Annotated in this window: 20 protein-coding genes; 3 read left to right on the forward strand and 17 right to left on the reverse strand. The window is 35.2% G+C overall.

Features of this window, described 5'->3' with window-relative positions; translation table 11 throughout:
- Window positions 1-149: 149 nt before the first annotated feature.
- Both AC0IXC_RS24380 and AC0IXC_RS24385 read left to right on the forward strand, forming a co-directional pair.
- Window positions 150-827 (forward strand): response regulator transcription factor, encoded by a 678-nt coding sequence (locus tag AC0IXC_RS24380; RefSeq protein ID WP_002029819.1) that lies wholly within the window; start codon window positions 150-152, stop codon window positions 825-827.
- An 11-nt stretch (window positions 828-838) separates the two neighbouring features.
- A complete protein-coding gene (locus tag AC0IXC_RS24385) occupies window positions 839-2209 on the forward strand; it encodes a sensor histidine kinase (RefSeq protein WP_471653500.1) in 1371 nt (456 codons plus the stop codon).
- 38 nt (window positions 2210-2247) lie between these two features.
- On the opposite strand, the gene AC0IXC_RS24390 is transcribed toward AC0IXC_RS24385, so the two are convergent.
- Window positions 2248-2772: a dihydrofolate reductase family protein gene (locus tag AC0IXC_RS24390; RefSeq protein ID WP_016101817.1), complete on the reverse strand. Its 525-nt coding sequence runs from the start codon at window positions 2770-2772 to the stop codon at window positions 2248-2250.
- A gap of 106 nt (window positions 2773-2878) precedes the next feature.
- On the opposite strand from AC0IXC_RS24390, the gene AC0IXC_RS24395 reads away from it, so the two are divergent.
- A complete protein-coding gene (locus tag AC0IXC_RS24395) occupies window positions 2879-3820 on the forward strand; it encodes a helix-turn-helix transcriptional regulator (protein ID WP_471653501.1) in 942 nt (313 codons plus the stop codon).
- A 53-nt stretch (window positions 3821-3873) separates the two neighbouring features.
- On the opposite strand, the gene AC0IXC_RS24400 is transcribed toward AC0IXC_RS24395, so the two are convergent.
- From AC0IXC_RS24400 to AC0IXC_RS24475, 16 genes are all read right to left on the reverse strand, one after another.
- Window positions 3874-5298: a DUF4367 domain-containing protein gene (locus AC0IXC_RS24400; RefSeq protein WP_215590701.1), complete on the reverse strand. Its 1425-nt coding sequence runs from the start codon at window positions 5296-5298 to the stop codon at window positions 3874-3876.
- Entirely contained in the window at window positions 5264-5821 is a 558-nt protein-coding gene (locus tag AC0IXC_RS24405; protein WP_215590700.1) for an RNA polymerase sigma factor, read from the reverse strand. The genes AC0IXC_RS24400 and AC0IXC_RS24405 overlap by 35 nt, the downstream gene beginning before the upstream one ends.
- A 179-nt stretch (window positions 5822-6000) precedes the next feature.
- On the reverse strand, window positions 6001-6435 hold the full coding sequence (locus AC0IXC_RS24410; protein WP_252188902.1) for an HIT family protein: 435 nt from the start codon (window positions 6433-6435) through the stop codon (window positions 6001-6003).
- A 62-nt stretch (window positions 6436-6497) separates the two neighbouring features.
- On the reverse strand, window positions 6498-6875 hold the full coding sequence (locus AC0IXC_RS24415; protein ID WP_002090961.1) for an OsmC family protein: 378 nt from the start codon (window positions 6873-6875) through the stop codon (window positions 6498-6500).
- A complete protein-coding gene (locus tag AC0IXC_RS24420; RefSeq protein WP_002029755.1) occupies window positions 6859-8277 on the reverse strand; it encodes an amino acid permease in 1419 nt (472 codons plus the stop codon). Before AC0IXC_RS24420 ends, AC0IXC_RS24415 begins: the two co-directional genes overlap by 17 nt.
- A gap of 205 nt (window positions 8278-8482) precedes the next feature.
- On the reverse strand, window positions 8483-9127 hold the full coding sequence (locus AC0IXC_RS24425; RefSeq protein ID WP_088031299.1) for an amino acid ABC transporter permease: 645 nt from the start codon (window positions 9125-9127) through the stop codon (window positions 8483-8485).
- Complete coding sequence (locus tag AC0IXC_RS24430; RefSeq protein ID WP_002090963.1) at window positions 9128-9784, reverse strand: amino acid ABC transporter permease; 657 nt, start codon at window positions 9782-9784, stop codon at window positions 9128-9130. It lies immediately after the preceding gene.
- 87 nt (window positions 9785-9871) lie between these two features.
- Window positions 9872-10702: a glutamine ABC transporter substrate-binding protein GlnH gene (gene glnH, locus AC0IXC_RS24435; RefSeq protein WP_215590698.1), complete on the reverse strand. Its 831-nt coding sequence runs from the start codon at window positions 10700-10702 to the stop codon at window positions 9872-9874.
- Window positions 10703-10714: 12 nt separating this feature from the next.
- Entirely contained in the window at window positions 10715-11569 is an 855-nt protein-coding gene (locus AC0IXC_RS24440) for an amino acid ABC transporter ATP-binding protein (protein WP_350472269.1), read from the reverse strand.
- A gap of 10 nt (window positions 11570-11579) precedes the next feature.
- The gene (locus AC0IXC_RS24445) at window positions 11580-13040 is read right to left on the reverse strand and encodes an alanine/glycine:cation symporter family protein (protein ID WP_002029764.1); all 1461 of its coding nucleotides are present in this window, start codon (window positions 13038-13040) and stop codon (window positions 11580-11582) included.
- A gap of 159 nt (window positions 13041-13199) precedes the next feature.
- Complete coding sequence (locus AC0IXC_RS24450; protein ID WP_002029766.1) at window positions 13200-14171, reverse strand: phosphotransferase enzyme family protein; 972 nt, start codon at window positions 14169-14171, stop codon at window positions 13200-13202.
- A gap of 23 nt (window positions 14172-14194) precedes the next feature.
- Window positions 14195-14881, reverse strand: coding sequence for a CPBP family intramembrane glutamic endopeptidase (locus tag AC0IXC_RS24455; RefSeq protein ID WP_215590696.1), 687 nt, complete (start codon window positions 14879-14881; stop codon window positions 14195-14197).
- A gap of 200 nt (window positions 14882-15081) precedes the next feature.
- The gene (locus AC0IXC_RS24460; protein WP_000023369.1) at window positions 15082-15681 is read right to left on the reverse strand and encodes a TasA family protein; all 600 of its coding nucleotides are present in this window, start codon (window positions 15679-15681) and stop codon (window positions 15082-15084) included.
- A gap of 258 nt (window positions 15682-15939) precedes the next feature.
- Complete coding sequence (locus AC0IXC_RS24465) at window positions 15940-20181, reverse strand: S8 family serine peptidase (protein WP_215590695.1); 4242 nt, start codon at window positions 20179-20181, stop codon at window positions 15940-15942.
- A 389-nt stretch (window positions 20182-20570) separates the two neighbouring features.
- On the reverse strand, window positions 20571-21212 hold the full coding sequence (locus AC0IXC_RS24470; RefSeq protein WP_199634200.1) for a response regulator: 642 nt from the start codon (window positions 21210-21212) through the stop codon (window positions 20571-20573).
- A 1-nt stretch (window position 21213) separates the two neighbouring features.
- The gene (locus AC0IXC_RS24475; protein WP_215590693.1) at window positions 21214-23046 is read right to left on the reverse strand and encodes a GAF domain-containing sensor histidine kinase; all 1833 of its coding nucleotides are present in this window, start codon (window positions 23044-23046) and stop codon (window positions 21214-21216) included.
- Between the last annotated feature and the right edge of the window lie 289 nt (window positions 23047-23335).

A 23335-nucleotide genomic window follows, 5' to 3' on the forward strand; every position in this document is an offset into this window, starting at 1 on the left:
TCGAGCCAATATTATTACCTAAAATGGAATTTCAACTTTACAATAACAAGCAATTCTGAAGAAATTATGCAGATGCATTATAATCTGCACCATTTCTTCATGATTTTGACTTACAATTTAAGTAATAACTACAAATGCGGAGGTACTCTATGATCGATATACTACTCGTAGATGATGAACCGAGAATGCTTGAATTATTAACGCTTTATCTTACTCCAATCGGATATAACTGCGTATGTGCAGTATCCGGAGAAGAAGCTATTTCACATATAGAAAATCGAAACTTCAAATTTGTTTTACTCGATATTATGATGCCAAAGATGGATGGGTGGGAAACTTGCAAAAGAATTCGATCATTTAGTAACGTTCCTATCATTATGGTAACTGCTCGTGATCAAACGGTAGATGTCGTTCAAGGGTTAAAACTTGGAGCAGATGATTACGTGACGAAACCATTCCACGAAGAGGAGCTCTTCGCAAGAATTGAAGCTGTTTTACGCCGAACCAATCAACATGCACAAATCCAATATCACGGCATTTTATGGGATGAGGCCAAGCATTTCATTTCTGTCCATAATGAAGAACTTCTTCTCACCCCAATCGAATTCTCTTTACTCGGATTATTTTTACGTCATGTGAACTACGTATTAAGCCGTGATCAGCTCATTGAACGAATTTGGGGATTAAATACAAATACAGAAGATAGAACAGTCGATTCACATATTCGTAATTTACGTGATAAATTAAGAAAAGTAAATTTCCCCATTGATCACCATTTAAAAACTGTTTACGGAGTAGGATATCGATGGATTGATATTGAAAACTAAGGAGCAAAACGATGAAGCGAATTTCTATTCAACTCGGATTTTATTTTCTAATTGTTACACTTTTAATCGAAAGTGTTCTATTTGTCTTGCTCTATTATAGCCTTGTAAACAATAGAGTGAATGAAGAAATGACTGCTTTATTAAAGCGTGGAAATAGTCACCGAGATGTCCTTGAAAAATATTTTGACAGGCAAACAATCTCCCATGTCGCTTTAATGGAATCCGAAGCTGAAACAACTGTTATTATTACAAATGCAAATAAGGAAATACTAGCTAAATCCAATGAAATAAATACTACTATAAAAAAACATATTGAAGGAATGCAAACACGAACAGATCATGATGGAGCAATTATAGAGAATCATTGGAAAACATCTAATTATATATGTACAGTTAGCCCAATTATAGTGGCAGGAAAAACGGAAGGCTATGTATATATGTTTCTCGGGACGGAATCAATCGAAGAAATGGTTAACGGGCTCACACGGCAATTCATTATCGCTGGAGTCATTACTTTCCTATTAACAGCCATCACCATTTTTCTATTATCACGTTTGTTAACAAAACCATTGTTACACATGAAACAAGCGACTGAAAAAATGAGTAAGGGCGATTTATCCGTTTCATTAACAACTACTCGAAATGACGAAATTGGTGAACTAGCACAATCTATCCAAACTCTCGCAAATGATTTACATTATATGAAAACGGAGCGAAGTGAATTTCTAGCAAGTGTTGCTCACGAATTACGAACACCATTAACGTACGTAAGAGGTTATGCTGACATTGCATCAAAAGAAAACACACCCCCAGAGCAACGTTTACGATACTTATCCATTATAAAAGACGAGTCTGATTATATTACAAACTTAGTTCAAGATTTATTTTCACTCGCTCAAATGGAAAAGCATAACTTTTTCATTCAAGTACAGGAAGTGCATTTACACACCTTCCTTACTCGCATCACTGAAAAAATAAATGTGATGTACGGAGAAAAACAAATTAAAGTTGTTTTCACATGTCCTTCCTCACTCTTAGTAAAGCTAGATGAGCAACGCTTTGAACAAGTTATGGCTAACATTTTAAATAACGCGTATAGACATTCAAAAGAACATTCTCATATTAATATTTCTGTTACAGAAGAACATAAACATATTTCCATCAAAATTAAGGACAAGGGAGAAGGTATTCCCCCTGAAGACCTCCCTCACATTTCCGATCGCTTTTACCGTGTTGATAAAGCGCGCTCTAGAGCTACAGGAGGCACTGGTTTAGGGCTCTCCATCGTAAAAGAAATCGTAGAACTACACGGCGGGAATATTACTGTCACAAGTGAAATTGATCACGGATCTTGCTTTACAATTTCATTGCCATCTATATAGAAACACGACTATCATCAATAGTCGTGTTTTCTTATCCTTTAGGACTTTACTTTATAATATAAATTTACGAATTGGCCAAAACGTTTCGTATCCGTTAAAGTTAAATGAATTTCCGGGTTCTTTTCTTTAAATAACGGAACTCCAGAACCTAATATGTGAGGTGTAATCGTAACAACATATTCATCAATTAAATTATTCTTAAAGAACTCTCTCAGTAGACTCCCTCCACCGACCATCCATATTTTAGATCCTTCCTGCTCTTTCAACCTTTTTGTAAACTCTAATACATCTTCATTTACAAACTCTACATGTTCGTTTGAACCTTTTTCTGAATTAGAAAAAACATAACATTTTTTATCTAGGTACGGGAATGTTTCCGTATGCTCTACCACATAATCGTACGTTCTCTTTCCCATAATTATCGTATCAATTGTTTCGTACATTTCTGTATAACCGTTGTCTCCCTCACCTTCTGTTTCCATTAACCACTCTAAATCATCATCTTCTTTCGCGATAAATCCATCTAAGCTCGCTGCAATAAATAAAACAATTTCACGTGACATATCTTTTCCTCCTTACAGCTTCTATTGATAAAATCATCTTATAAGCACTATACTAACCATAAAACATGACAACTTATGTCATGTTAAAAAAGAAAAGGTGATATCCTTGTCAAAAGCAAAACGTTTACTAGAAATTCTTATATTTGCTTCTGCAAAAAAAACATTTACAGCTCAAGAAATAGCTGATGAATTTAATATTTCCGTTCGTACGGTCCATAGATATATTTTAGATTTAAGTGATATGGGATTACCCATTTACGCTGAACAAGGTCGTAATGGAGGATATAAAGTATTAACAAGCAGCATGCTTCCCCCCATTTTATTTACCGAAGAAGAAGCGGTCTCCATCTTTTTTGCTTTCCAATCTTTAAGCTACTATCGTAACTTGCCTTTTAATACAGAAATCAATTCTGTTACTCATAAACTGTATAGCTCTCTACAAAATGATGCGAAAGCTAAAGTTGATAAAATACGTTCTTATATCGCTTTTTGGAATCCGAAAAGAACAATTGATACACCTCTATTAAACGAAGTGTTAACTGCCGCTATTGAAAATAAAAATTTACACTTTCAATACGAATCTAAATCGGGGATAAAAACAAAACATGTTCATCCTATCGGTGTATATGCCCACGATGGTTTATGGTACTTGCCATCCTATGACTATAGTCGAAACAAAGTATTACTGTATCGCGTGGATCGTATTCTTTCCATATTATCGACCGAAGAAAATAAAGATAAGTTTATGAATTTAGAAGAATGGTTCGCCTCTAACTCTAACGTAATAAACATTCCTACTCAGTTACATGTTTTATTAACGACAGAAGGCGTGCGCCAGTGTAAAAGCGTTCCCTACCTTGAAGAATTCGTTATAGTAAACGAAGACGGGACAGGTTATATACATTCAACAATTGATAAAGGTGAAATTAACTTTATTACCCCTTTATTTTATAGACTTGGAAAAGATGCACGAGTTTTAGAACCGAAAGAATTAATAGATGGTTTACGTATACGTGCGAAAGAAGTTTTACATATGTATGAAGACTGAAAAAGCTGCTAAATATAAGCAGCTTTTTCAGTCCCGTTGTTCCTATTGTTTTATTATTGACGAATGTCAAACCACCAACGATTTTTCGAATTCATATTTTCAGTGTCACCAATCCCTCTGTAATTGAAAGCATCCAAAAAAATTGAATCTAGTTTATCCTCATCTACAAAATAACCTAAGTTAACTTTTACCGTTTCCCCTGGTGTGATACTGCCAATATTGTAAAAGCTTTTCCCATCTCCGTGAGGTTCTAAATAATCAACTTCGCCCGTCATAATATTTTTTTCTGCAATTCCATCTCTTTCAGCGTATTTCCATACATTCCCTTTACCTTTAAGCACTTGTATGGATGGATGCATATAAATTTCTTCTGTCTTCTGTTTACCTATATTTTTCACTGTTGTTGTCAGGTAGACAAATTTAGGATGAACTAATTTCCACTCTACTAATTTATCAATTGAGTCTTTACCATTTCCAACTTTATATTCATCCCGCCTGTATGGTATCAATTGACCTGCTTGATCCAAAGCTTGATTCTCGCTTAGTCTCCCTAATCCCATTTCATTAAAGTTTTCTTGCTTAAAATCTTTGATTGAATCAAAAACTTCAACTTTTTCTATCACATATTCAATTTGGCTGTTATCCATAGATACCGTTACTGGAACCTTTTGTCCTATATGAAATAGTCGTTTGCTATCTTTTTTCAAAGGAATAACCTTAGTTTTTTTAGGTTCATCTGCTTGGCTAAAATACTTTTTATCATAATCTGCTATATGTGATGCCTTTTCTTTTGATGTGGGCTCAAGTGAAATGTTCCCTAACACATCCATCATTTGTTGTTCGTTTATATCGTTTCCAATATAACTTTGTAGCATAATTCCCTCTTCCTCAAAATAGAGAAAAATCACTCTATTAAACATTAAATCTTTATTACCAGTTTCTCTATGGACAATTACTGCCTTCTTACCATTTATCTCTTTTTCTTCATAACTTTTCGAGTACAAAGTTGGAAAATCTGAATCCCCCCCTACTCTCCAAAGAGCGAATGAAAATCCACCCATTGCGTAGTTATCTTTAAATGAATATTTCATAGCAGAGTCATCGATTGCTTCCATATTTTCTGGTAATTTACCAACCTTCAACTTATACCACTTATCAATATTTTTCGATTCCTTATTCGTTACTGAAACATTTACTTCGTAATTTTGTTTTTGAACAATCATATTATAGACTTTTACTGCACCAAAAACAGTTGTCGGCATACCAATCAATAAGCAGGCAGCAGCGATTAACATATGGTTTCTTTTACGCTTTGTCTGTGGTCGCTCGCCTTTCAGCTTAATTTCCTCCATGAACAATTTCTTTTTGCGCGTATATGTATGTGAAAATTCATGTTGTTCATCCAGTTTATCAAAATCATCTAAAGCAATTTTTTCAGCAAGGTCATACATTTCTTTGGAGTTCTTTGAATTCGTCATTTTGTATACCTCCTATAATACTTTGTACTCGTTTTCGAGCGCGCTCAAATTGCTTGCGGACATTAGCCTCGGTTATCCCCATTACACTTGAAATTTCTTGATACGTTAAGTTATAGAAGACTTTGTACTTAAACACCTGTCTGTTAGATTCACTTAATTCTGTTAGCAATGTATCAATCTGAACCTCAGACATTATACGTTTTTCCCACTCTTCAATATTTTCATCTACTACCTCTGTTGATTCTCGTTGATATTCTTCTAAAAATGTTTCATGTCGTTTATTTTTCCGGTAGCTATCAATCGCTTTGTTTTTCGCAATCCTCAAAATATACCGTTTAAGCTCTTCAGTGTTCAAACTATGAAGCTTTTTCAAATTTTTATAAAGAGTAATAAACGTCTCTTGAACTGCATCTTCAGCCTGCTGAATATTATTTAAAATAGAATAAGCTACATAATAAATTTTTTGTTCATACAACTCGTATAGCTCTTCCATCTTTTCGTAATCTTTGTTTGTAACTTTCATATAATTCCTCCTCTCATTCTATATAACGAATGAGCGATATACTTTGTGACACTGCAGAATTCTTTAATAGAGAAAATTGAATAATAGAATAAAAAAAAGCCCAATTTCTCTATTTTAACTGAGAAATTGGGCTTTTTAATATTAGAATTTTCCTGACTGTCCCCTTAAGAAAACCCCTCTTACGCCTTTTCGCTATGTATTATTTTCTCTATTGCTTCTTTTAATAAATTCTTTGTCTCTTCAAAGTTATGGTTTTGCTGTTCTCCTGGCTGCACCGTATAAAACTCAGCAAACGAACGCTCTTTATATCTCGGCACAATATGCATGTGATAATGAGTTAACTCGTTAAAGATTCCACCATTTTGACAAATTGTAACTCCGTCTGGTTTATATAATAACTTAATAGCCTTTGAAATAAGCTTAGAAGCATCCATAATCGCTTGCGCTACACAATCCTCTAATTCGTCCACTTCTACAACATGCTGCTTTGGAACGATTAAAGTATGCCCTGTATAGAAAGGCGCATGATCTAAAAAACAAGTTACATAATCATCTTCATACACTTTATATATAATTTCTTCTTCATTTGCTAATTTACAACCTAAACATTCCATCATTCTTCCCCCTCTGCCAAAAACATAAAAACGTGAGCGCCCTATTCTCACGTTTTTATGTTTCACTTTACTAATTCAATTGTTTCTGTAACTTTTATACTATCCTTTACAGATTGAACAATTGTGCAATTTTTCACCGCAAGTTGCAGTGCCTTGTCTAATTGTTCTTCTGTAATGTTTTGCGCTTTAATTTTATAGTGCAAATGAACACTTTCAACTGGTTTTGATAAAGCTTCACTTCTACCAATTTCAGTTTCAATTGTAAACGTATCGTATGCAATACGTTTCTTTTCTAAAATCGTTCGAAAAACAATTGCACTACATCCTGCGATAGAAGAAACGAGTAATTGTAACGGTGAATATCCGTTTTCTTTCCCAATCGCTAATTGACCATACGATAAATCTGCCTCTATATCATCATGCTTAATTTTTATTTTCATACTTCGCTTCCATCTCCACTTTCATCGGCTTCTTCCGTTTCTTACTCATATAATAATATATATAGCAGAAAATGATAAATGGAATACCACAATATAACGCCATTCGTTGTTCTGGAATAAACGCTAAACTAATAACAACGATGCTATTTGTAATTAAAGCTAAAATTGGAACAAGCGGGTATAGTGGTGTTCTATACTTTAAGTCCTCTAATTTTCCTCCGCCTTTTAAATACTGACTTCTAAAGCGAAGTTGTGATAAAGCAATAATGATCCAACTTGAAACAGCCGATAAACCAGCTATAGATAATAAATACATATATACTGTATCTTCTGCAAGGAAACTTGTTAATAAAGATAACGCCGCTACAGCAATCGTTACGACTAACGCTGTAATCGGAATACCACGTTTATTTACTTTCTTGAAAGAAGTTGGTGCCATTCCTTCATTTGCAAGTGACCATAGTATACGCGTTGCTGCATATAACCCTGAGTTCGCTACAGATAGAAGAGCTGTAATAATAACGAAGTTCATAATATCAGCTGCATATGGAATACCGATTTTATCAAATACAACTACGAATGGGCTTTCAATTATCCCTGCTTCTTTCCAAGAAATTAACCCTACTAAAATTGTCATTGTTAAAATGAAGAATAACATAATGCGCCATACTGTATTACGAATCGCACGTGGAATTGTTTTTTCAGGATTCTGACTCTCTCCTGCTGCAATCCCGATTAACTCTGTTCCTTGGAAGGAAAAGTTAACTGTAATCATCGTAAGAAGCACTGCAGCTAGTCCATTTGGGAATAGCCCACCATCACTTACAAAGTTAGAGAAAAGAGGCGCTGCTTCTTTTCCATCGTATGGTAAGAATCCTAGTAATGCGCTACCACCAAGTAGAATGAATGCAATAATTGTAACTACTTTAATACTAGAGAACCAAAACTCTAATTCAGCATAACTCTTCGCTGATATTGCATTTGAAGCATATAAAATAACTCCGAATACGAGACACCATACCCAAACATCAACATTCGGAAACCATCTTTTCATCATTAAACCGATCGATGTTAATTCTAATCCTACTGTTACTGCCCATCCAATCCAGTATAGCCAACCGATCATAAATCCAGTCCCTGGTCCAATAAACTTCGTCGCATACTTTTGGAAAGATCCTGAAACTGGCATTGCTACCGTTAGCTCTCCAAGACAAAGCATTGTTAAATACATAATAAATCCGCCCACTAAATATGAAAGGATGGCTCCCCCTGGTCCAGCCTGATTAATGGTGTAACCTGAACCTAGAAAAAAACCAGTTCCGATTACACCACCTAGTGCGATCATAAATAAATGTCTACTCTTCATCGTACGATGTAATTGCTCATTCGTTGTTTGCTGCATCTTAATCCTCCCCCTACAAGTACCCCTATCTCTTTTTAAAATTTTCTGATAATAAAAATATACACGAAAGCGATTACAATTTCTATATAAAATTAAAACTTTTCTGATAAAACAATATAAAAATTCAAATATTAAGAGCCCACAATACTAATTTGAGGAAAAAAAGGATTTATAAGGAAAAAACTCTTACATTTTTTTGTAAGAGTTAACGTATTTCTAATCTTCTAGATAAAATTGATAAACCGTAGTTTACAACAAAATACATACAGGCTGCTAGTATAAATGTCGGAATCATATAATTTACATTCTGCCCGCTAATAATTTGAGCATTATGCATAAGCTCTGGCAATGATATAACAACCGCTAATGACGTATCTTTTAACAATGAAATAAATTGACTAACAAGCGGGGGGACCATTCTTCTTAATGCTTGCGGCAAAATAATATGCCAAAGCGCTTGCACATACGTTAATCCAGAAGACCTTGCAGCCTCAATCTGCCCTTTTTCGATAGATAATAGACCGCTTCGAACAATTTCAGATATCATTGCCGCTTCAAATATTGTTAAAGCAACAATTGCAGCTGTTATAATCTCTAATTTCAAGCCTGCTTCTGGAAGCGCAAAATATGTGAAAAATATAATTAAAAGTAGTGGTAAGTTTCGAATCACTTCAACGATAATTCCTAATACTTGTGAGACGACAGGTATTTTCATGTAGCGCAATATCCCTATTACACTACCAATAATAAAGCTAAGTACAATTGCTACGAGCGCTACCTCTAACGTTATGAGTAATCCTTTTAATAAAAAGAGGATATGATCACCTGTTATCGCTCCTTTAAAATCCATTTATACCGCCTCCTTTGCCAAGCGTTTTTCTAAATAACGCACTAGCATACTTAGCGGTATTGTTAATACTAAATAAAACATCCCGACAAATATATATACATCAAACGTAACGAACGTCTTCGTTGAAATTAAGTCTCCTTGATACATTAAATCCGTTCCAGCAATAATTCCGAGTATTGAAGAGTTTTTTACTAAATTGAGAAATTGATTTCCTAGAGGAGGAATGACGATTTTCATCGCTTGAGGTAAGACGACATGATACATCGCTTGCGTATAAGTTAATCCTGAAGAACGTGCTGCTTCCATTTGACCTTTCGCGACTGATAAAATACCAGCACGAATTACTTCCGCAATAAAAGCCGCTGTATAAACTGTAAGCGCAACTGTCCCTGCTACAAAACCGTTGAAAGTAATTCCTATTACAGGCAAAGCAAAATAGAAAATGAATGCAATTAATACGAGTGGAATATTTCTAACAAACTCTACATAGGCAGAGCCAATCCAATTCAAAATACGAATAGGTGAAATTCGCATCACTGCCATAACAATTCCTAAAACAAAACTTCCTATTAGTGCAACTACACTAGACATAACCGTATATTTAAATCCTTCTAAATACATATCAATGTTATTCGTTAATATAGAAAAATCAGGCACATATTCTCCCCTCTTTCTTTACAAGAAGAGGATGAGTACTCTCATCCTCTCACTCTTACTATTTATCACGAGAAATAAAGTTTCATTTTACTTCTCTTGTTTTTGACCAATCCATTTTTTATACAATTTATCGTATTCTCCATTCGCTTTCATATCTTTTAATAAACTATTAATCTCTTTCGTTAAATCGTCTGCACCTTTTTGTACTGCAATTCCATACGGTTCATCCGTGAAAATTTTCCCTACAACTTCATAATTAGAATCTTGTTTTGCCATTCCGTAAAGAATCGCATTATCTGTAGTTAAAACATCGCCTTTACCTGCTTTTAACGCTGTAAATGCCTCACTATAATTCTCAAACTCTAATACTGTTGCTTCTGGTGATTTTTGGCGAATGTTATTTGTAGATGTTGATCCTTTTACAGCTAATACTTTAACGCCTTGTTTTATATCATCAATGCTCTTAATATTGCTTCCTTTTTTCACAAGTAACGATTGTCCTGCTTTAAAATATACATCTGAGAAATCTACCTCTTTTTTGCGTTCTTCCGTAATTGTCATTGTCGCAATAATTGCATCAATATCACCATTTTTCAGCATCGGAATACGTGTTTTAGACGTTACTTCTTTCAGCTCTAGTTTCTTTTCATCACCAAGAATTTTTTTCGCAAGTGCCTTCGCGATATCAATATCGAATCCTTCTACTTGCCCTGTTGAAGGGTTTTTCAATCCAAATAAATTCGTATCATTCTTCACTCCAACTACTAACTTCCCGCGCTTCTTAATTTGCTCAACAGCTCCGCCTTGCTTCGTATTCGTTTCTTTCGCCTCGTCTTTTTTCCCCCCGCACCCAGCAACAATAAACACGAATAAACATGAGAATACGATTAGGGTAAACAACTTTTTCATCCTAAGCATGAAATTCCTCCTTTAATGATTTAATACCCGGCTTAAAAATAGACGTGCTCTTTCTTGTTCAGGATTTGCAAAAAATTGTGATGGTGTTGTATCTTCGATAATTTGACCGTCATCCATAAATAAAATTCTATCTGCTACCTCACGTGCAAATCCCATCTCATGTGTGACGACGACCATCGTCATTCCTTCTTTAGCCAGCGCTTTCATAACATCAAGCACCTCTCCGATCATCTCTGGATCAAGAGCGGACGTAGGCTCATCAAATAGCATAATTTTCGGTTGCATCGCGAGCCCTCTAGCGATCGCTACCCTTTGCTGTTGACCTCCGGATAATTGATGAGGATATACACCTGCCTTCTCCGGGATTCCTACTTTCTCTAAATAAACCATCGCTGTTTTTTCTGCTTCTTCTTTTGAAGTTTTATTTACTTTAATTGGTGCTAGTGTAATATTTTGCAGAACTGTTTTATGTGGGTATAAGTAAAAATGCTGGAAGACCATACCAATATTTCGGCGTAATTCATTCATATCTGTTTTTTTATTGTGTACGTCTGTATTTTGTACGATTAACTCTCCATCAGTAATCGCCTCTAACTGATTTATACACCGAAGCAATGTACTTTTTCCTGATCCTGAAGGACCAACAACTACTACCACTTCACCTTTTTTCACTTGCATATTAATATTCTTCAAAACTTGGAAGTTACCATAATATTTATTTACATTACAAAACTCTATCACCATACTCCCCCCTCCCCTAAACAAAGCATGTACATTCTTTTTATATTCAAAAATAGGCAAAAAAATAACTTTCATCTTCATTTTGTCCATAAAAAAGAGCAAAGGGATCTCCCTTTGCTCCTTCATTTCTATTCTCTTAAGATACTTCTTCTTTCTTGTCTTTCCCGTATTCATGCTCCCAGAAATCAGCATTTTTAATTCCTAGTTTCTGCGGATCGAACACTGGATCTTTTCCTTCTTTTTTCTGCTTTTCATAATCCTTTAATGCGATCAATGCCGGTTTTTGTAATAATAGAATCGCAATAATGTTAACCCATGCCATAATTCCTACACCAATATCTCCTAAAGCCCATGCTGTTTCTGCTGTTTTTACACAACCGTAGAATACAACTCCTAAGAATACAAACTTTAGTACGATAGACATCCAAGGACGGTCTTTATCACGATTTAAGTAAGCTATATTCGTTTCTGCAATGTAGTAATAAGCCATAATTGTTGTAAATGCGAAGAATAGTAAAGAGATTGCTACGAAACCGTTTCCAAATCCAGGGAAAACAGATTCTACTGCTGCCTGTGTATAACCAGGACCTGGCTGTGCACCATTTAATTTATTGACGATAAAGTTTTTTCCGCTTGCATCAAATACGTTATACATGCCCGTAATAATCATCATAAATGCTGTTGCTGAACAAACAAATAATGTATCAATGTAAACGGAAAATGCTTGTACTAACCCTTGTTTAGCTGGATGCGATACTTCAGCAGCTGCTGCTGCATGGGCCCCAGTTCCTTGCCCTGCTTCGTTTGAATAAATACCACGTTTTACACCCCAAGAAATTGCTAAACCAATAATCCCGCCAAAAGCTGCTTCTAATGCAAATGCACTTTTTAAAATTAACATGAAAGCGTCTGGTAGTTTTTCGATATTCATACCTACAATTACACAAGCTACTAAAATATAGCCAAGCGCCATAAACGGTACTACAACTTGCGCTACGTTAACAATTCGCTTAACTCCACCAAAAATAATAAGTGCTAATGCCGCTACTAATACCGCCCCGGATACAGAAGTATTAATACCAAAAGCTGTTTCTAGACTTACAGCAATACTATTCGCTTGAACACCTGGAAGCAGCATTCCTGTTGCAAGAATTGTCGCTGCGACGAACACTAATGCGTACCATTTAACACCTAGTCCTTTTTCAATGTAATAAGCAGGACCACCGCGAAATTGCCCTTGATGCTTCGTCTTATATATTTGTGCAAGCGTCGATTCTACATATGCAGAACCAGCTCCTAGAAAGGCTACCGCCCACATCCAAAATACAGCGCCTGGACCACCAAAGGCAACAGCCGTTGCAACACCGGCAATATTTCCGGTTCCAACGCGCCCTGATAACGAAAGTGCTAAAGCTTGGAACGAAGAAACACCCGCATCAGACTTTTCTCCCTTAAATGTAAGCTTCACCATTTCCCCTACATGTCTTACTTGTAAAAACCTTGTTCGAATGGAAAAATATAGACCTACTCCTAAACATAAATAGACAAGTGCTGGACTCCAAACAATATTATTTATCCAACTTACGATAGCTTCCAACTTTCCCCCTCCTCCTTTATAAAGAATATTCAGAATATATATAAAATTATAAGTGTATACCGAATCTATAACAATATTATTTTAATAAAGTAAACATATTTTTGTATAAAAAAACAAAGTATATATTTATTTTATATACTTTGTTCCCTTATATCTGTATTATATATTCACTATTGCCTCTTGCTTTATAATTCTTTCATACAACTCATCTGATAACTTTTGAAAATCCTTTGGCATATCTTTCCCTTTAAACTTCTTTTGAAGCGTACCGTATAAACCAATATCACGTAGACGCAAAAATAACGGTAACGATTCATACCAACTATCCGCCAGTCTGTGCTCATATTCATAACCTTTTCGTAACACTTGTAACTGTTTGCAAGCAAATTCTTTCCTCTCTTCTGTAGTCCACGGTGTAAAAAGAACAGAGTAATAAAGAACCATTGCCAAATCATGAATGAAGTAATTATAGGCAGCGTCATCAAAATCAAAGATTGTTAGCCCTTTTCCATCATAATGAAAATTACCTGGATGAATATCGCCATGCATAAGGCCAAACGTTTCTCTTTCAATTGGAAGAGCCTTTATTTCATCCATTAATACAGTGGCAATCCCTTTCACCTTCTCATCTTCTAATCCATTAACAATGCTACTTTCATCCTCTTCCCACGTATCACGGTAGTCTGTTTTAGGATAATCCATTGTAAGGCGGTGCAGTTGTCCAATCGCTTTTCCCCACGCTTCAAAGTAAGCATCTCCCCAATAAGGCGATTCTTCTCCTTTTACTTGCTCACCTTTTGCATATGTAAATAAAGACGCGAAAAAGAAAGTGCCATCTTCCGCTCCAATTTCTTCTACAAGATTTTGAGATATTGAATTAAGAGGTCCCGCCACTTTCGCCCCATGCTCCGCAACATACCGTAAAAAATCTAGTTCGGCCTCTACCTCTTTTTTAGAACGATGAGAAGAATGAGTTAAGCGTAATACGTAATCTTCATTATTTTTACCCTTCGCCTTAAAAATATAATTTTCAAAATCACCAAGTGGCTTTTCTTCCACCGTTACATGATATGCCTTTGCTGCTCTTGCTAAAATTTCATTCGTAAAAACACGTTCTACCGCTATTTCCATTTGTATCCCTCCTATATATCTTCTTAATTCGACATAAATGTAAGAAGTACTGCTATGAAATTAAATAGTGCGTGTGCAATCATAGCCGATAAAATAGAATTTGTTTTTTCATATAACCACGCGAATACTACACCGCTTAAAAAATTCACCGGTAATGTGTTATATGTTGGAATATGAACAACGGTAAATATTATTGAACTTATAATCACCCCGCCCAATATGCCATATCTATCACGAAAAAACGTATAAAAAACACCTCGATATAAAATTTCTTCATAGATTGGTGATATAACTGCTGCTCCAATTACCGCGATACAGAACGCATATATTGATTTATCATTTTGGATCGTCTCCGTTTTACTATTTTCGAAAGAAATCCCCAGTTTTTCCATTATCATTAATACTCCAACACTCACTACAATCAAAGAAATAACCGCTACAAATGTCCACAATAAATCTTTCCATGAAAGCTTCCGAATTCCAATATCTTTCCACGACAGTTTATATCTTTTTATGCAAAAAAGATAAACTACAAACGTAAATATCACTGCCATTATAAGTCCCATTAATACTCCAGCATATAATGAGTTCCCTAGTATTTTTAAAGCATAATCATAAAAAAGAGATTCAATCATTACTGGTACAATCAGAAATACGAAAACAAATAAATATAAAATTTCTTTCCATCCCCACATACATTTTAAAGTCATCTACACCATCCCCCTATATCCTATTTTCTTTAGTATAAAAGATGACGTAACGTAACTTTCAAGCTACTTTTTTTCAAATAATCTAAGCATAATTTTCTCACAAAATAAAAAAAGGTTGATTCACTCAATCAACCTTTACACTATTAAAAATTCTATTCTTCAATTCCTCATCAATTCATTCTCATATATAATATTTATCTTTATTTCTCTTCACCTTTTGTCTGCATTGAGTTGAAGGTCCAATTTAACTTCAATGAATCTCCTTGAAATACATTTTGCTCTTCATCGTTATCTACAAATGTGAACATTACGTAGAAAGTATCATCATCACCAGGAGCAAGTCCATTTCCTTCTCGGTCTACAACACCTTTTTGTACAAGATCAGGAATACTTCCGTTTTGCGTAGCTACCTTTAATTCAGATAATGTAGTAGACCAAATTGGAACCTCATTTTTATCCAAATTCCACAAGAAATCAACACGGATATGATCACCAAAATCAGCATTTCCATTATCTCCTTTAGCATCGATTACACTGTAATCTGTCAGAAGTTTCACATCCCCTATTGCTAAGGTTCCTTTGTTTACTAATTGAAAACCACGTTCCATTTCATCACCTGGTTTAATATTGTCGACATTAATAACAACTTCAGGATTAACACTCAAATCTAAAGTACCCGCTGCAAACGTGTTTTGTGATACTTCCTTATCACTAAAATACGCATATGTTCCCCCGCTAATTAAAGATAAGCCAAGCGCTGCAGTTACAACACCCATACCAAGTTTTTTCTTAATACTCATTTCACAAGTCCCCCTATTTTTAAAGTTTAAACTACAAACCTTATTTCCATCCCACAAACAATAATAATTAAGCAACTACCTTGTCCCACAACGAAAGCGAACTAACTTTAAACTAGTTACTTCATGTACCCAAGCGATTATTACCTTTAAAATAACCAGTAATGTTACCGTAAATCATTACCGGTTATTTGTTAGCCAATCTCATTTAATTTTATATTCATTGTCCTATTGCTTTATTTACTCTAGAAGTTTGTCCACTTATTTTTTTGGTTCTAAACCAATAGAGCGTAAGATTTTATCTAACGTCACTGGCCCTACATTTTCTTTCGGCTTCTGATTTTCTTTAGCATCTCGACCCTTTTTCAAGAAATTCTTCTCGATAAAACGAATATCTGTTTCATTTACAACACCATCTTGATTGACATCTCCATCTTTTGTAGCCACTTTTCCTTTTTCATATGAAAGAGCTGCTATTCTAGCATCTTGAATATCCACCATTTTATCGCCGTTTACATCACCTGCAAGGTTGTCATCCATATCGGCTCTAAAGTTTTGTCCCACTAATTCTCCATCTTGCATTTTCCCTATTTTTGTAGTTAATTTACTATTTAAATGACCCGGCATTTCTACGAAAATATCATATTCTTTATCGCTTACAGGAACACTATGAATTTCAAATTGCCCATTATCATTAATCGTTCCTGTATATTTCTTTCCATCCTTGCCAACTGCGTACACTTTTGCTCCTAGTTTTGTGTAATCATTCTTACCTAAATACCCCTCTTCATTCAAGAAAGCTTCCGGACCAATATATCCTGTAACTGTTGAATGTTTCGAAACAATAGCAAAAGACTTATCTTTAAACACAGGAATCTCAATGCCGTCTGATGCACCAGCTTTTGTATAAGAAAACTTATCCGCTCCAAATGCAATTAAATCATTAAAATATTCATCGCTAGTCATTTCGAATGTAACATCTAAAAATGGTGTATCTCCATCTAATCCTTTAAATTCTTTTCCTTCCAATGATGCGCCAACTTTCACCTTGTTTTCCCAAGATCCTTCTTCACTTATCTTCGGATCTTCTAATTTAAGGTTCAGTCCATGTTGTTTTACATATTCCGTAAGTGCTGGATTGGGTTTCACATCTGTAAATTTAAATAGCTGCTTGTAATAAGGAATTTCAAATGTACCTGACATAAGTTGTTTTACATTATTGAGATTTAAAGTTAACGTAATTTTTTCTCCTAATTTTATTTTATCTTTGTCATAACTTGGAACAGCGTATTCTGTCCCTTCTTTTACAAAGACGTAATCTTTATATCCAGTTGCCATATTCCCTGCAGTTGCGAGGTCATATCCAAATAATTTTAAATTTAACGGTTCATTTATTTCTTCTGGAAGTACTCCAAATTTAAAGTCACCATTGGCCTGAATTGTATTCAGCCAACCTGATGGAAAGGCCGAGTTCTGATAATATACAATTTGATTAGCTTTTTGGTCATACTGCAGGCCTTTTGCCTTTAATGCATCCACTGTAGAATCATAAACATTACCATGCACCCATAATGCCCGCTGGCCATCTTCTTCTTTGAACATAGAATCATTTACTTCATGAATACCAGGTTGTACATCCGTAAATTTCATTTCAGGTATGACATTATCAATGATAATGCTATCGCCTTTTGTATAAGATTTCCCTTCTTTATCATATCCAACGAAGTTCAATTCGTAATCTCCATCAGGCAACATAACAGGTTTATCCCCAATTGGATGGGCAGGATCTCCTGTGAACGGAAATACATATCCTCCCATACCAGAAAACATCATATATTCAACATTCGGTGTTAGACTACTTGCATTAAGTGTACCAACGATTCCTAATGCCTTTCCTGTTTTTCGATCCTTCACAACCGCATCAATAGTTTCAAGAGGGCTATTCAATTTAAATGCCAACGGCGAACTTGGTCTTTCCATAAATGGATGGAATTTTGATGCATCTGTTGCCATTGCGTCTCTCAGCAAATCTACAGACTCAATCCCTTTTTCTGTGAATTTAACTGCAAACGGTACTTGATATACTTCTTTTTCATTGTTTTTATTTGAAATATGAATATACCCCTCATACCTACCGAATTCTGCGTTTTCTGGAATGATAATTTCAGGGCTAATTTCCCCTGATGTACCAGAAGCCACTTTAATAGAATCTTGTACGTTCAGCTTCACACCATTCTTTACTGCATCCTGCACACCTACACTTGTTGTTGAAAACTCTACTTCTAATTTGAACTCTTTTCCATCTGTTTTACTGTTGTTCTTAATTAAGACTTTTCGACTATCTTTAATTGGTCCATTTCCTAATTGGTTTTTATACCCGAATGCAATTGAACCTGTTTTTTCTTCGATTTCTACTTCTTCATCATTTACAACGTTTGATGTTTTATCGATAACCTCGATAGATGCGTCTGCATGAACTGCACGATACGCATCAATTCGGCCTGATCCCACCTCAAATACAGAGCGCTCTTCTTTTAAGTCAACTGCAGTATTCATAAGCGCTTCTTTTACTTCAAACGGACTATAGTTTGGATGTTCTTGCAAAATGAGTGCTGCCACCCCCGCTGTATGAGGAGTTGCCATAGATGTACCTGACATACGTCCATACGCTACCGGATAATTTTCTCCATCCTTTGGATCGTTAATATATTCAGGAACAGTAGAGAAAATAGACACACCTGGCGCTACAATGTCCGGCTTAATATCATCTGTTTTAGTTGCAGGACCACGAGAGCTAAAATCGGCTAAATGATCTCCCTCTGTTTTTATATTACTAATTTCTCCAAACGCTAAAGACACATCTCCTTGTGCAGCTTTTACTTGTAATTTCTCACCATCTACTTTCGCTAAGCGGAACGATGGAATAGATGACGTACTTTCTCCAAGATAACTTGTGATTTCACCATCAACATTGTTATATACAATTACGGCCTTTGCACCTGCTTCTTTCGCATTCTTAATCTTTTCATCAAATGTAATCTCACCGCGTTGGATGAGCGCTAATTTTCCTTTTACGTCTTTCCCCTTAAAATCATCTAATTTCCCAAGTCCTGCATATACAACCGATAAGGATTGACCTTTTAAGTCTTCAAGCTTATCAGTAAAGCTCTTTCCAAGTAGCATCATCTTATCGACATGTAAATCACCTGCATCGGCAGAAAATGTCGGGATAGACATCGCAGCGTCACTTGCTCCAACTGTAATTGGAAGTGCCGCCGCACTAGGTGATCCAATAGTACCTTCTCCAGGACCACTATTACCTGCCGCTACTACTGTAACAACACCAGCTAACATGGCATTGTTCACTGCCACAGAAGTTGGATATAAAGGATCATTAATAGCTGCACCTAATGATAAATTGATAACATCCATATCGTCTTTCACTGCTTTATCAATCGCAGCAAGAATACCGCTTGTTTGTCCACTTCCATATGGTCCTAATACACGATATGAATATAAATCTACATCTGGAGCGACTCCCTTAACCGCATAATCCACATTATTCTTTTTGTCTGCAGCAATTGTCCCAGCTACATGAGTGCCATGGGATGTATAATATGCACTTCCATCATAAATTTCAGGATATCCTCCAGAATTTTGCCAATCCTTATACGTTGTCTCCATTGGATCAGCATCATTATTAACAAAGTCCCATCCTTTTATTGAGTTCGGATCTATTTTGCTTGGATCTTCACCTTGCTTTGCACGATATCCTTTATATGCATCTTTCAAATCCGGGTGGTTGTAATCAATACCTGTGTCCAGTACACCTACCTTAATTCCTTTACCTGTTATTTTTTCATCATGCAGCTTGTCCACACCAATTTGCGGTACACTATCTGCCATTTTGGGTTCAGCAGCAGTCTTAGCTGTTTCTTTCGGCAAATCAATTTTGACCTCACTATCTTCCCATACGCGCTTAACAATACCAGTGCGAACTAAGTCTTCAATCATATTCGCAGGTAACGAAATCGCTACACCATTAAAAGCATTCTTATATTCTCTTGTTATTTTGGCAGATTTAAAATTCGTCCCTTTATCTTTATTCTTTTGAAGCTGTTCAAACTCTGATTTAAATTCTTTATGAGATGCTTCTACCTTTTGTTCCGCAGTTGAAAGAGCTATTTTTTTCCCTTTAGCTGCTTGTTTTAACATCTCGATTTTGCTAGGTGCTTGCTTAAACTCTACAATCACATTCACATTATCAGGACTTGCTGTATTGATGCCTGGTGAAATAACAAAACCTGGTTTTGTATTTAACGTTTTTAAGGCATTACGTTGTTCCTTTGTAAGACCTTTCAATATAGCGTTTGCATCATCAATCCCAGTTAAAGTAGTTGTATTTACCTCTTCTGCCAATACGTTATATGGAATTCCTTGAGACATTAACATACCAACAGTTAGCGTTCCAATAAGTATTTTTCCGAATTTCCCCTTCTTCATAGCGCATCTCCTTATTATTAAATTTATTTTTCTAAAATAAATCCTCTGAGCTCCTATTTAGCATTGGCAATTCTATCAACCTTGAATCTATTTAAAATAATCGAGAATCTCCAACACTACTACCGCCATCCCCACACTTCTAATCTTCTTTCTATAAAAGCCCCCATAAATTGTTTCCAACTACAATGATTTACAACATGAATTATTAGTAGCGTTAAGCAATAATTCTATTTTTATTATTTCACATTTTGATTTTTCTGAATATTGAACAAAAGGAGTAATTTTTTTCTAATGATTCTATGCCCAAATAGTACAAAAGAACTACCTTGCCCTTTATTCTTTGTAATATAGAATAAAGAAACACGATAGTTCTTTTAAACATCTCTTATTTAATCCAACGGAACCAATTGATTTCGAACAGCATAAATCACCGCTTGCGATCGACTTTTTACATTTAGTTTTTTAAAAATTTTATTGATGTGAATTTTAACTGTTTTATCACTAATATATAGAGCTTCAGCAATTTCTTTATTACTAAGTCCTTTTACTAATTCAAAGAGAATTTCCTTTTCACGTTCCGTCAGTTCATTTTCATTTGATTCTAATTTCATTTTTTGCTGATGATATGTAATTAATTTTTTAGTCATACGCGGATGAATAACTGAATCGCCTCGATATAACATTCGAATTGCTGCTATTACCTGCTCCGATGATGAATCCTTCAATAAATAACCATCAGCACCAGCTTGGAGTGCATCCATTAAGTACTCATCATGCTCATACATTGTAAACACAAGTACTCGGCAATTTGGATAATTTTTTTTTACTAACTCTGTGGCTTCAATCCCATTTTTCCCTGGAAGATTAATATCCATCAAAATACAATCTGGTCTGCATTCTTCTACTTTTCCCAATACTCCGTCCCCAGAGCTAGCTTCTCCAACCACTTTCATATCAGATTCATCCTCTAGTATGTTCCGAATTGCGTCTCGTAAAAAAGCATGATCATCCACTACTAATATTTTAATCATTTTACGCACCCCTTGTTTGTGAATCTGGAATTAATAGTGTAATTTCTGTCCCTTTCCCTACAGAACTATCAATCTGTAAAGTAGCCCCTAATTGTTCAGCTTGTTCATTCATATGTAATATACCATAATGTGGCTCATTCTTCGTTTTAACCATAGACTCAAATAGTGAAAAGCCAACTCCATTATCCTTAACCCTTAAAAGCACGTGCTCACTTTGATAGCTAAGTAAAACATCAGTATTTTCTGCTTGTGCATGTTTTACAATGTTTTGCAAACTCTCTTGTAATGTATCAAAAATAACTCTTTCTTTTGAAAAGCTAAGCGCACGTGCATGACCTCTTTCATGATATGTAATATCTAGTTCATATTCTTGTTTTAAAGATTTTATTTTACTTGCTATCGCCTGCTTAAGCCCTAATTGTTGTGTCGGATATGGTTTTAAAGCATAAATAGAATAACGAACTTCTCCTAGGCTTCCTCTTAAATCTTTTATACTTTTCTCTACTATTTGCTGCATATCTATTGGTTTATCACGGTATTTTTTTTGCGCGGATTCTAGTTGGTATATCACCCCGGCCAATGTTTGTGCAATACCATCGTGAATTTCGCGTGCGATTCTATTTCTTTCTTCTAAAATCATTCTTTTTTCCTGTTCAGAAATCAATATCCTTGTTTTAACTACGTTAGCTAATTGGTTTGAAAACGTAGCTAACGACTGTACATCTTCCGGAAAAAAACCCGCAGTTCTACTTTTCCCTGCAACAAACATTCCGACTAGTTCATCATTTACAATAAGAGGAAAATATACAAGCGAGCGTATGATGCTATCAAATATTTCATCTCCAGGAGCCGTACCATTTTTCCAATCATTAAACACAAGATTTTTAGAGATTCCCTCAAACGCCTCTGATATTTCTGAATGATCAGAAATATCAAGACGAACTTTCCCATCTTTTAATAGAAGATTCCAGTTCCCATCATCTTTTGTCCATATTACATATGCTTGTATGCCAAAAAAGCCTTTAAGTGCTTGTTTAATATGTTTCAAGTTTCCTCCGGTTAGTCCACGACTAATTTCTGTCGTAATAAGAAACAGCTCATATAATCGTTCCTTCTCCATCCTTATCCGTACAGAAAAAGAACTAATAACTGAAATTGCTACAAGTGGAAAAAAGAAAAACAGTACTGTAATCTCGTTTATTTCCACACTATATGTACTAATTAATACATGCATCAGGGCCGCATAAGAGAAACCAAAAGTTTCGCAAAGAAATACCGTTACAGTTTTTTTATACCACTGATAGATTGAATATGGCTGCGGAAGAATTATCATTAACAAATCGTAAAAGCGGTTGTTGAAGAAACCAAAAAACACGCAAAATAACAACAAAGATATTAAATTTTCATATAGAACTGACATATCTATCTTGTTAATTAATAAAGACATACATTTATTTGAAAACCATTCGGCCAAGATCAAACTAAGCGCATGCTGAGTACTATTAAATAACATTCTTTGTATCGGTGAACGACGATGCAGGTGAATAATTAGCGTTACGAGTACAATAGCAATAATAGTTATATGGATTCCAAACTGCCAACTCATAGCGTAAATTATCGGAAAGGTAAGCGAGCTAGTTCCTCTCCAAAATCGTACAGGAAAATACTCTGCAATCCCCATAAATATTAATAACAATATTAGTATTGTTGGATGAGAAGGGATTTTAATTTCAAGTAAAGATATAGTTATAGTAATCAAACCAAGAAAAGAAATAAAATAAAGATAAAAACTAGCAATCTTTTCTCTCATAAAGATAGAATTTACTTCTTTCAAAACAACCCCTTCTTTCTTTATTAAACTTCATTTTCTCTATTATCCAATAAAAAACCGGCACTGGCAAAATGGAAGAACCTCCACTAGCCAATCACCGGCTGTGTACTACACCTAAAAAGGCAAGACACAATACTTGTAGTATAAATCGCTTTTCTTAAATTTCCTATTCATCGAATGATGTAATTATGCATACAGCTAGGCTTACCCTCCTATAGTACAAAAGATATATATTAATATCGCCAATCTAACTATACGCTTTCTTTCGATTCCCCTAATTTTCATTTTCTTT

It is taken from the genome of Bacillus sp. AC266, from assembly GCF_979253805.1.

Coding starts and splice junctions, on each gene's coding strand:
- AC0IXC_RS24380 (WP_002029819.1), top strand. CDS start 150: ATGATCGATATACTACTCGTAGATGATGAACCGAGAATGCTTGAATTA.
- AC0IXC_RS24385 (WP_471653500.1), top strand. CDS start 839: ATGAAGCGAATTTCTATTCAACTCGGATTTTATTTTCTAATTGTTACA.
- AC0IXC_RS24390 (WP_016101817.1), bottom strand. CDS start 2,772: ATGTCACGTGAAATTGTTTTATTTATTGCAGCGAGCTTAGATGGATTT.
- AC0IXC_RS24400 (WP_215590701.1), bottom strand. CDS start 5,298: ATGACGAATTCAAAGAACTCCAAAGAAATGTATGACCTTGCTGAAAAA.
- AC0IXC_RS24405 (WP_215590700.1), bottom strand. CDS start 5,821: ATGAAAGTTACAAACAAAGATTACGAAAAGATGGAAGAGCTATACGAG.
- AC0IXC_RS24410 (WP_252188902.1), bottom strand. CDS start 6,435: ATGGAATGTTTAGGTTGTAAATTAGCAAATGAAGAAGAAATTATATAT.
- AC0IXC_RS24415 (WP_002090961.1), bottom strand. CDS start 6,875: ATGAAAATAAAAATTAAGCATGATGATATAGAGGCAGATTTATCGTAT.
- AC0IXC_RS24420 (WP_002029755.1), bottom strand. CDS start 8,277: ATGCAGCAAACAACGAATGAGCAATTACATCGTACGATGAAGAGTAGA.
- AC0IXC_RS24425 (WP_088031299.1), bottom strand. CDS start 9,127: ATGGATTTTAAAGGAGCGATAACAGGTGATCATATCCTCTTTTTATTA.
- glnH (WP_215590698.1), bottom strand. CDS start 10,702: ATGCTTAGGATGAAAAAGTTGTTTACCCTAATCGTATTCTCATGTTTA.
- AC0IXC_RS24440 (WP_350472269.1), bottom strand. CDS start 11,569: ATGAAGGAGCAAAGGGAGATCCCTTTGCTCTTTTTTATGGACAAAATG.
- AC0IXC_RS24450 (WP_002029766.1), bottom strand. CDS start 14,171: ATGGAAATAGCGGTAGAACGTGTTTTTACGAATGAAATTTTAGCAAGA.
- AC0IXC_RS24455 (WP_215590696.1), bottom strand. CDS start 14,881: ATGACTTTAAAATGTATGTGGGGATGGAAAGAAATTTTATATTTATTT.
- AC0IXC_RS24460 (WP_000023369.1), bottom strand. CDS start 15,681: ATGAGTATTAAGAAAAAACTTGGTATGGGTGTTGTAACTGCAGCGCTT.
- AC0IXC_RS24465 (WP_215590695.1), bottom strand. CDS start 20,181: ATGAAGAAGGGGAAATTCGGAAAAATACTTATTGGAACGCTAACTGTT.
- AC0IXC_RS24470 (WP_199634200.1), bottom strand. CDS start 21,212: ATGATTAAAATATTAGTAGTGGATGATCATGCTTTTTTACGAGACGCA.